12 protein-coding genes and 1 tRNA gene are annotated in these 9,994 nt (G+C 46.8%); 3 read left to right on the top strand and 10 right to left on the bottom strand.

Annotated elements, in window-relative coordinates; genetic code table 11:
• Positions 1–73: 73 nt before the first annotated feature.
• Positions 74–499, top strand: coding sequence for a hypothetical protein (locus O3C43_23160; GenBank protein ID MDA1069385.1), 426 nt, complete (start codon positions 74–76; stop codon positions 497–499).
• 107 nt (positions 500–606) lie between these two features.
• Positions 607–765, top strand: coding sequence for a hypothetical protein (locus tag O3C43_23155; protein ID MDA1069384.1), 159 nt, complete (start codon positions 607–609; stop codon positions 763–765).
• 48 nt (positions 766–813) lie between these two features.
• Here O3C43_23155 and O3C43_23150 read toward each other — a convergent pair whose 3' ends face one another.
• The 5 genes from O3C43_23150 to O3C43_23130 all read right to left on the bottom strand — a co-directional run bounded on the left by O3C43_23150 (position 814) and on the right by O3C43_23130 (position 4,245).
• A complete protein-coding gene (locus O3C43_23150) occupies positions 814–1,236 on the bottom strand; it encodes a PIN domain-containing protein (protein MDA1069383.1) in 423 nt (140 codons plus the stop codon).
• Positions 1,236–1,523, bottom strand: coding sequence for a hypothetical protein (locus O3C43_23145; protein MDA1069382.1), 288 nt, complete (start codon positions 1,521–1,523; stop codon positions 1,236–1,238). Before O3C43_23145 ends, O3C43_23150 begins: the two co-directional genes overlap by 1 nt.
• A gap of 24 nt (positions 1,524–1,547) precedes the next feature.
• Positions 1,548–2,822, bottom strand: a complete 1,275-nt coding sequence (locus O3C43_23140; GenBank protein MDA1069381.1) for a hypothetical protein — start codon at positions 2,820–2,822, stop codon at positions 1,548–1,550.
• On the bottom strand, positions 2,819–4,102 hold the full coding sequence (locus O3C43_23135) for a site-specific integrase (GenBank protein ID MDA1069380.1): 1,284 nt from the start codon (positions 4,100–4,102) through the stop codon (positions 2,819–2,821). The genes O3C43_23140 and O3C43_23135 overlap by 4 nt, the downstream gene beginning before the upstream one ends.
• Positions 4,103–4,160: 58 nt before the next feature.
• A tRNA-Leu gene (locus tag O3C43_23130) sits at positions 4,161–4,245 on the bottom strand.
• A gap of 218 nt (positions 4,246–4,463) precedes the next feature.
• On the opposite strand from O3C43_23130, the gene O3C43_23125 reads away from it, so the two are divergent.
• Positions 4,464–6,347, top strand: a complete 1,884-nt coding sequence (locus tag O3C43_23125) for a hypothetical protein (protein ID MDA1069379.1) — start codon at positions 4,464–4,466, stop codon at positions 6,345–6,347.
• Here the strand turns inward: O3C43_23125 and tsaE are convergent.
• The 5 genes from tsaE to O3C43_23100 are packed head-to-tail and all read right to left on the bottom strand — an operon-like array spanning position 6,337 to position 9,750.
• Positions 6,337–6,798 carry a tRNA (adenosine(37)-N6)-threonylcarbamoyltransferase complex ATPase subunit type 1 TsaE gene (gene tsaE / locus O3C43_23120; GenBank protein ID MDA1069378.1) on the bottom strand — a complete coding sequence of 154 codons (462 nt, stop codon included), beginning with the start codon at positions 6,796–6,798 and terminating at the stop codon, positions 6,337–6,339. The genes O3C43_23125 and tsaE overlap by 11 nt on opposite strands.
• Positions 6,785–7,750 (bottom strand): thiamine-phosphate kinase, encoded by a 966-nt coding sequence (locus tag O3C43_23115; GenBank protein ID MDA1069377.1) that lies wholly within the window; start codon positions 7,748–7,750, stop codon positions 6,785–6,787. The genes tsaE and O3C43_23115 overlap by 14 nt, the downstream gene beginning before the upstream one ends.
• A gap of 5 nt (positions 7,751–7,755) precedes the next feature.
• Positions 7,756–8,589, bottom strand: a complete 834-nt coding sequence (locus O3C43_23110; protein MDA1069376.1) for a type II CAAX endopeptidase family protein — start codon at positions 8,587–8,589, stop codon at positions 7,756–7,758.
• Positions 8,590–8,595: 6 nt separating this feature from the next.
• Positions 8,596–8,877, bottom strand: coding sequence for a hypothetical protein (locus tag O3C43_23105; GenBank protein MDA1069375.1), 282 nt, complete (start codon positions 8,875–8,877; stop codon positions 8,596–8,598).
• A 33-nt stretch (positions 8,878–8,910) separates the two neighbouring features.
• Positions 8,911–9,750: a helix-hairpin-helix domain-containing protein gene (locus O3C43_23100; GenBank protein MDA1069374.1), complete on the bottom strand. Its 840-nt coding sequence runs from the start codon at positions 9,748–9,750 to the stop codon at positions 8,911–8,913.
• Between the last annotated feature and the right edge of the window lie 244 nt (positions 9,751–9,994).

The raw sequence follows: 9,994 nt of genomic DNA, 5'->3' as shown, positions 1-9,994 counted from the left end.
TGTGTGTCCGAATCCACCAAGAACTTTTATTTGTCTCAACTAAAGAAAAACTGATTATTCAAAGTGCCCGGGAATGATGCCTAATCGGTTGGTCATTGGCCTTCCGGCCTGGGCGATCATTCGCCACAACCCCCAGGTGATTGCCCGGTTTCCCGGCGCTGCTTCCGTCGGTGTCACCCGCAACCAATTTGCTTCGCTCCTTTTGAATCCCGATCTCGACATCCGGGTAGGCATCCTTTCCCGGGACGAAAACAAGTGGGGTAAAGCCAAGAGTGCAAAGAACATCGTGGGCAGTGAGCTCTACCTCTTCTACGGCACCAATCGTCCGACCCTTTACGATCCGAGCTTCATGAAAACCTTCCGGACTCGGCGGGGCGGAGTCGATGTCGTTCGCGTATATCGTGAAAATTCCAGCCGCTCGGATGTCCTGGCTGTCGACTGGTCGGAAAACATCAAGGTCACCTCGAATATCTGCGCGAAGCGGGTAACGGTTTCCTGACGACCACAACATTCCAGCGTTCCATCTCACGCCGGAATGCCCCAACGCCTGCTTGCTACCGCCAATTTCAACTTAGTCCAAGATTTCGTCTGTCCATGCGTAGGCTCATGAAATTCGCCTTCGAGGTCCACCCGGCTTTTGTCGGCTTTGCAAGCGCTGGTGTCGCTGTAGTTCTGGAAAAATTCAATAACATCGTGGGTATCCTGGTAGGCTTGATTACCATCGTTTACCTTGCCGTTCGGGTCATTCTGGAACTGCGGAAGTAAGGACGGTTTCTTTTCAGTCCTGCGATCGGGATTTTTCGAAGTGATTCCTCAGAGCAGACCCGCTTCACGCTGCTCCATCAGCCATTCTCCGGGAGTACGGATGGCGATGCCGTAGAACTGCGTGCCAAGGCGTTCGTGAAAATCTGCACGATCCAGGGTCAGGAGGGCGGCTGGCTTGACGGAAAGCGCACTAATCAAGACCGGCCTGTCCTTCGCTTTGTCATAGATCACGATGTCGTCCGAAGTCAGGACATCCAGACGCCAGTCGATTCTTCGGTCCAAATGATCCTTGAAATAAGCATCGGCGTCAGAACCCAGCTTGTGAAGATTCCGCTTCGTTTCCTCTCGGCAATAGTGAGCGCTGACCAGTGCCCAACCCTGGGTCTTTCCTTCCTCCAGTATGAAGCGGCTCGCGCCTTTGGAAGAAGCACATGCGGAGAGCAGGACGCTGGTATCTAGAAAGAGCTCCACTATTTACTCTTCGCCGCTTTCTTTAACGCGGTCATTTCCGCTTCGTCCTCCTTGATCCAACTACGGAGAGTCGCCTTGGGGATGTCGCGCACAGGCACTGCCGCCGCCAGTTCGAGATAGAGTTTGCCGTCCCGTTCTTCGACGAGAAGCATCGGATTCTTCAGGCTGTCGACTCCCAGACGCTTGCGCATCTCCGGGGGGATGGTGACGGTGCCTCGTTTGCTTATAGGAACTGCTATTGCCATGTTGTAATGCTGCATTGCTGTATTGCGGCTGTCAACCTGCATTACGCTTTTCGTCCGTGCGGCCTTTCACCTCCTGGGCTTCGTATATCTTCGTCGGGGCGACCGCCTTCGTCTAACACGTGATCCGGAATCGGAAAGATCTGAAGCATTAGCATCTCCTTTTCGCCGTCGCTCTGCTTCCTTGACCTCCGAAATTAAGTCAGGTGAATGCGATAGCGCAACCTGTTTCGCGGCTCCATAGTCGACAAGCTTACGAATCTGTGTGGGATCTTGCTCATGTTTTAGTAGAAGCCTGACAACAGCCACAAAGTAGTCAGCCCCGCCAGAAAGAAGTCCATTGCGGGGATGTCTAAGGTTACCAGATCCCGGGTCCCAACGCGCGCCCTGTTCAAGGAAGCAACGGATAAGATTCAAATAGCCTTCCTTGGGCCCTTCCCAGCTTCTATAGCGTTCGAATTCATGACTAATCAGCCACTCAAGTGTGTGCGAAGACGACCTTTCAGAATCGTTGAGCAATTCAACAGGGCAGCGTTGAATGAGTGGTTTGAAGAACTCGTAGTTTCCAGTGAAGCTCACGCCCTGCAGTAGTTCCGGCAAAACCTCAGGTGGTGGGTCAAGCTTCAGCTTCTTGTAGAATTCCAAATTCGCCTGGAAGCCCAGTTCATGAAGAATGGGTCTATCGTAGACCATATCGGATAAATACTCCGCAGCCTCAGGAGACTGGTGCCCCGGGAAGTCGTAGCGGACATCGCTCGGACACTTTCTGTATGGATCTGCTCCAGCCCAAAGCAGCAAAACGGAAGACCGAACTTTTTCTTCGGCGACCGTTTTACAGAGCGCAATCGAGAGCTGTTCATCTAAGCCCTTTATTCGGTCCTTGTTTCGCTTGTAATAGCTCAGCAGGGGTCTTGCAGCGCCGGTTGAAATCAGGGCACTGGCGAACGCATCAGACTTTGTTGGATCGATCCCGCGTTTGATCGCCTCATCCATAAGAACGGGATCCATCATCTGGCAGAAATCATCAAAGCAACACTCATCAACCGGGGCGTTGTGCTCAAAGAGCAATTCAACCAGATAGCCACGCCGGTCGCTCGATGCGTGATAAAGAGCGATGCTAAGCTCCTCAACAGTCCAGTCGCATCGTTCCAGGAGTACCTTTACTATCGAATGCCCGCCGTCCTGAATGGCCATGTTTAGTCCGTTATCCCATTTTTTGTAACGACCTCTAACAAACCGAAGCGGCTTGCCTGCGGCAATCCACTCCAAAACTTCATAGAAGCGTCCTTGATCGATCACGCGCTGAAATTCCTGAACGTCTTTTTTGTTGGCCTCTTGATTCATTTCTTTTGCTGATACCGTCCGTCCTTCTTCTCCATTGTCGGAAGCTCTGCGCCCTTGGGGACAATCGTCCAAAACGCATCGGCTTCCTCGACGCTCTTGAGGTCGAGGTAATGTCGGCGGATCACCGATTCCGAATTGCCCGCCTGGAGACTGGCATCACCAACCGAGCGGAAGGCCCCTACCGTCATGGAAATGAAAGTGTGGCGGAGGACATCATGGCCTAGACTGAATTGTTTCCTTACAGAGCTAAAAATTCGGTCAGGGTTCTTTGGAGGTATAATAGGGTATTGGCTTACTGGATACCGCTCAAGCCAGAGCTTCAGGTTGGGCTGAATCTTGATAACCCGCTTTTCGTGTATTTTGGATACTTCCGGTTCGATACGTATTACATCGGTTTTAAGGTCGATATCCTTTTCATCTAGCTTGCTGATTTCTCCGTTTTTCCAGTCGGGTCGAATACCGGCAAAAAGCGCTAGGGCAAAAAAAGGGACCAGAAACGCCGGTTGGTTTGGGTAGTGCTGGCGTTTGTAGTTGGGGCCTGTATAGCTTTCCAGGAAACTCATAAGAGTCGCGGCCTGATTGTCAGTTAAGGTTTCGGCGGTACCCCTGCGGTGCTTGATCTTATATTGCGGAACTTCCTTGATGGGGTTTGCCCCCAGATAGCCTTTATCAAGGGAATATTCGCAAAAAGTGTTCACAAGTCCCCTGCGATTGTTCCAGGTCTTGGCTGAAGTGGCTTTTGGCACTGGGCGTCGATTACGAGGGCCATTCTTGGGCTTTTCAAGGTATTCCCTGAAGTCGTCAGGTGTTATGGTTGAGATCGGTTGATTGCCCAGGCAAATCTCGATCCAATTCATCTCGGAACGAATGGATGCGAATTGGCGCTCCTTGATAAAGCCTCGCTCATAATCATTGCGCCGCTTTTCAAGATAATCCATTGCCGCTTCGCTTACAGCTTTTTCATGTTCGGGAGGCCGATAATTTTTAAGAAGAAAATTGACGGCAAAAGTCAGAGAGGATTTTGAGCCGTGACTTTTGAGAAGATTGACAGCTGCGATTGCATCACGGTTTTGCTCATGGGTTAAGGTCGTCCAAACGGTCTGACCTTCCGAACTATCATTAAGGAGTTTGACGGTGCATTCCTGACGCCTTGCAACGGCGTCGTTTCTGGTCTTGAAATTTTCCCTGATCCGCTCGCCATTAAGCGTTCCTGATAAGCGCCATACCTTGGAACCGCTTGGATTTGTGAAGGGGGTAATTTTGAATTTCGACTTCGCCATTTTAAATTGAAATTTGCCAATTCATTTTGGCAAATCTTGCGCGAATGTCGATAGATAATGGTGCTCAGAGCGGGACTTGAACCCGCATGCCGTAAAGCACACGCCCCTCAAGCGTGCGTGTCTACCAATTTCACCACCTGAGCCAATAAAAAGGAACGGGAAATAAGGAATATTCATTTGGGGCATGCAACCAAATTGTAAGAAAAGTTTTTTCTTTTTAATCTCGAATCAATTTAAGCGGAAGGTTTTCATAGGTCCTTTTATTTAAAGCGTTCAAACAAGCTACAACTACTAGCCAATATTATGCGTTGTTCGAAAATGTGGATTATGATTCTGCATTCGCAACAATCTCCTCCTCTTAATGGATAAGGACACAAACAAAGACTCTAACACTTCTAAATCACCGGATGATAAATTGGTGGATTTGAGTGCACTCGAAGGATTCAATTTCGCTACTAATTGGAGTGAATCAAAATCTGGACGTTCAAACGTTCGCGATTTCGGGACAAGCGACCGTAAACCTCGGGGGAATCAAGCGGATCGAAAAGATCGGCGGCCGTTTAAGCCAGGTAGCTTTCGTAAGTCTACCGGGTCAGCTCCGGATGAAAAGAGGAGAGAAGCACCTGGTTCTCCATCGGATCGCAGAAGGCAATTTAGTCGTCCCGAAATTCCAAAGACCGTCGTCGAAGTATCGTTTTTCCCTGAAGACAATGGATTTAATGCTATTTGTAAGGCATTGCGGGTTTCAACTATTACTTACGAACTTTTCGATATCGCTCGTACTATATTGGAGAAAGAGGAACGATTCTACATGGTTCTTCGTCCGGTTGATGCAAAGCCTACAGGAGGTGATCAACCCGAATCTTCATTATTTATTGTAGAGGCAGATGGCTTGCCGTTTTTGAATGAATCGGCCGCGCGAGACCATGCCCTGGAAAACTGTCTGGATTATTTTTTTACGAAAGAGACCCAGGAAGTTGAGGCTCCAACGGGTTCCTTCAGCTCGATCCAGAAATGCGGGATTACCGGTGAACTTTTAGCTCCGCCGAATTATCATCGCTATAAGAAAATCATGATGGGCCACCATGCGTCGCGCGTTTCAAATATGCCGTTTGAAAAGTTTGAGTCTCGTATTGAAACTATTAAAGATGAGGAAGTCATCGTAGAGTGGTTGGAGAAGATGAAGATTCAAACCACCTATGCATTGAAACCAGAATTTGGAGAGGCTAGGCAATTCGAGGATGCCGAAACAGCCCGCTCATTTGCAAAAGCCAACCTGGCTTCAAAGCAGGTTAATGAAGTTAAAAGTGCCCACATCGACGGTTCACTGTTATCCAGGATTAAAGATCCTTTGATCAAAGCGAACATTGAATATGTTTGGGAACGCCAAAAGCGGTTTCCTTTGGAAACAGCCAACCTTCTACGCGGTAGACTTCGTCGACAGAAGTTTGCTATTTATAAGAAAGGCACCAAGGGAGTTTCTTTTGTTTGTGCGGTAAAAAGAAGGTTTCGTGAGCCTGCCGAAGACTTATCAATTCCCGTTCAGAAGCTTATCGTATTCATCGAAGAAAATCCGAAAATTTCCGCCAAGGAATTGGCTGTTAAATTTTTAGGATTCCCTTTGTCTGCCGCTGAAGGTGAGGTGCCACCTGCATTAACAGATGATCAAAAATTAAAGCTCAAGGCATACAGTCTCGATTTTCATTGGCTGTTAAAAGAGGGCTACATCGCCGAGTATTCTGATGGTAAAGTATACGCCCATCCGGCTGTGGAGCCGCCAGCCAATACTCTGAAAAACAAAGGCTCCAAATCACAAAAAGTTTCAGCTAAACAAAGGACTGAGAAATCAGCGGATGTTGCGGATTCTGAGGAAAATTCAGAAGTTGCATCCACAGATGAACAAGCCGATGAAATATCAAAGGCAACAGATGTTCAGGAAACGATTAACGAGGATTCTTCTGCCGTAGATACGAAACCAACGGATATACCTGAAGTTGAAATTGAAGCTTCGGATACTGCGATTGAAGAACCCGTGCAGCAAGTGTCTGAAGAATCAGTCGCTACAGATGAAGAGGTCGTTGTTGAATCGCCCGAAGAGGACGCTAAAATAGAGGAGCTTAAAGATTCTACCGAGGAAGTTGCCGAAACGAAGCAGGATGTAGAAGATTCAAGTGCCGAAGATCAGGTTCCATCCGATGGTGAAATCGAGGGTAAGGCTGAGGAAAAAGATCCTGCTAAATCTTAGGAATTCCTGTTTTCGGCCACGCTTCCAATTTGATGTGATGCTCGTTTTCTCTTTTAATTGAAAATTGAAGAAGCCAGCACTCGTCTTCCAGCCAGCCCAATACATTTTCCGGCCATTCGATTGCCAGACAAAAAGGGGGGGCTAAGAATTCTTCAATCAGTAAGCTTTCAGCTTCAGAAGGACTATTCAAGCGGTAGGCATCAAGATGGACTAATTGCCTGCTGCCCTTATAAATTGAATACAGATTAAAAGTAGGAGACTTTACCGTTTCAGAAATCTGCCAAGCTTTCGCCAAGCCCTGAACAAAAGTTGTTTTACCGGTTCCGAGGGTACCCGAAAGTTTTAGGATCTGGTTAAACGGAAGCGCAGTTGCCAAGGATGCAGCGATCGATTGTGTTTCTTCTGCAGACTTTGAGATTATTCCTTTTTGAAGTTTATCAAAAATGTTCATACCCCTTGGATTTCAATTCTGTTAAATCTCCTATGTAACCAATCTGCTCTTGGGTTGTATCTGTTTTGGCAAATAGTACTCCTATTCTTGTAATAGGTATATCGAACTCGGCATTCCATTCGTGGAGGAAATCGCTGGAAATACAGGATGGGTCCAAGGTAAAAACTAACTCATAGTCCTCCCCATCGGTTAGAGCGTGTTCGATCGCATTTCCCCCGGATTCCTCGGCGAGAGCTTTGGCTGCATCACTAATCGGAATTTTGTCAGTTTCTAATTCAACCTTACAATCTATGGGGCATAAATTTAATAAATCGGTGGCCAGGCCATCTGAAATATCCATTCCGGATGTGACTTTGGGGTGACTGGATAACCAACTACCTTCCGCTAAGCGCGGTTCGAAATCTAAATGTTTTCCTTTTATGCTCCCGCCCAGACTTCCAGTGACCCAGATGGTATCGCCCGAACGACCGGATTTTCGTGTAAGTGCTCGGTCTCCTGATTGTCCTATTAAGGTTAATGTAAATGCCAGTTCTGTGAAGGTTGATGAGATGTCTCCCCCTATGATTGAAATGGAGAAGTCTTCCGCTGTTTTCCTTAGACCTTCGTAAAATCCCTTCAACCAATCGATAGAGGTGGATTCAGGAAGGAGGCATGCAATTACAGCCTCAGTGGGAATGGCTCCCATGGCGGCTAGATCGCTTATGTTTCGTTTTAGAAGTTTTGCTCCGGCTAAATGGGGTGGGGTGAATTCGTCGAAATGCTTGTTGAGAACAAGTGAATCAATTGCGATCACGAGATCCCCTGGATGTGCCTTGATAACGGCCGCATCATCACCGATACCGAAAGGCGATGGAGGGGTTGAAGATCCAAGCCATTCTGATATTTTTTCAATGAGTTCACGCTCACCCAAATCGCGTATTTGATCGTCCTTATTCTCAGCAAACGGTTTCATCTTTGTTACCCATTTAAAGTAAGAACCAGAATCGTGTTTCCATTAAAAAGTCCATGTACTATGATTGGGACCCAAATGTTTCCTGAATCCTCGTAACTGCGGCATAACCAGAAGCCGAGGATGAAAAGGGGGACGAAGCTAAGTATGTTAAAGTGCATGAGGGCAAAGATCAAACTGGATACTACTGCTGCTCCTGTTGTTGGAAAATAAGATTTCAGGCTGCGGTAAACAAAAGCTCTGAAAAACAACTCTTCGGTTATCGGTGCTACTACAACCGCGAGTAGGAAAAGTAAGACGAAAGTCGAAGAAAAGGACATAGACTGGACTTGTGTCACGAGGTCCTGTGGGTCCAGAGGTATGTTGAAATGATTTAATATGAAGGTCCATGTATGAGAACCGACAACCATGAGTGGGACCACTGCCAGAAGGAAATAGAATGCCTTCCCGAACAAGGTTAGCACTCCATGTTTTTCAGGATTTACGGGAACGTCGTCCTTGATGTTATAGTACCGATAAAATCCATACAGTCCAAGCAGCATTGCAATGCTCATAGGAAAGGCCAAAAGAAATTCGTTTTCTTTTGGGAATTCCTCGACTTTTTTAAATAACTTGTAGCTCTCGATACCGAGTGAAATGGCCAGGAAAGAAAACAGGTAAACGAAGGTTAGAACAATTCCCTGGTCGAGCAACTTGAGCTTCCAGGGTTTCAGTTTAATTACTTCGCTTTGGGAATAGTCTTTTTTCTTAAGGAAAAGGTGGTGGATAAGGCACAAGGTTCCAGTCACAAAAACAAGCGCGGCAATTAATAGAATAATGGGGTCTACTTCCTCTGTGGTCATCGAAAATCAGCGAACATTTGGTACGGGTGAATGATTGCAGTTCAATTGGTTACTTGAACTTGTTATTCCCCGATGCTTGCGTCGGGGTCGGTGACTGAAGGGAAAGGTTGAAATCGCGGAGATCGCCAGCAAGCTGGCTCCTACATTTTGACATGCGAAAGTAGCTGTAGGAGTGACCTTGGTCGCGAATCGAATACCAAGGATGTCTGCTGGATTCTTGCGAGCATAAGAGAAAAGAGCTTGTTCTTCTATTTCAGATACCACGATGCTTGCGTCGGCGAGTTTCATTTCTGAAAAATATGGCCCTGACTCCAATTAACCTTAGAGTTCATCGATTACCGTGACCCGGTTTTTGATTCGTTCCAGAGTTTTCGGACCAATCCCTTTTATTTTAATCAGGTCCTCCACGGAGTTGAAGGGTCTGGCTTCAATTATACGTTGCGAGTAGACGGACCCGATTCCAGGCAACAGAACCAGTTCTTCTTTGGTAGCATTGTTAATATTCAGCTTGCCGTCCAGGTCCGGTACAGCGGCCAACTGCTTTTTGTATTCGAGTGGATCCCAAACCTTAATGGACTCACGCCAGGCACCCAGCCTTTTTTCCTTGGCTTGGCTTTCAAGCTTCAACAAGCGTTGGCGGAATGTGCTTATTGATGGTTCCTCAGGCCAAGCTTTGCTGTATCCTGAGATACTTGCTAATCCGTTTGCTACAAGGGTCTCAATCAAGTTTCCTTTTTCAGAGCTAATAATTCCGTAGAATCTCTGACCAATTCCCTGTCCATTTTCCCATTGAGTGAATACGGTAAGATCTCCTCTAAGAAATTCTTGGGTAAAGAGTTTTGCTTCACGACCAATCTGGACTACCTCGTCTTGATGAATGCCGAAGTATGCTGCCTGTTCTGCTAATCGTTCAGGATAATCATTTATTTTCTCAGGCGTATCGATCCAGTACGAACGCAGTACATAAGTGGTCGACTTGTGCTTAACCATGAAACTGTCTCCGTCGTTGATACGGTTTGAAATGAAACGACAGTTCTCCAATTTAGCCCAATCAGCGGCCATGATATTATCGCTCAGAAGGAATGCCAGGAAGCTGAAAATGAGGATTCGCGATTTGAGTGTATTGATTATCCAAAAGTTTAGCATGATTAAGTGAATCATCGAAACTATAGCTGGGACGACCTGCGAGCCCTAATAGTGAAAAAATCGAAGGTTGATGATTGCAGGATACAGATAAACCCCTTTAAGTATCCCTCCAGCTACCCAAATACTGCTCTAATCAATCCAACTTTTAAGCAGCTACCTAATCCTTTTATGACTATGAGACTCTTTAAAGTCCCTTTGTTTCTGAATTAGCGTCCTAAAAAGAAGACTTGATTACACTACAAAGATGCTGGTTGATGGC

Source organism: Verrucomicrobiota bacterium (assembly GCA_027622555.1).
Taxonomy (GTDB): Bacteria; Verrucomicrobiota; Verrucomicrobiia; order Opitutales; family UBA2995; genus UBA2995.
Note: the sequence above shows the minus strand (reverse complement) of the source record. Positions and strands in the feature narration are given on the sequence as shown.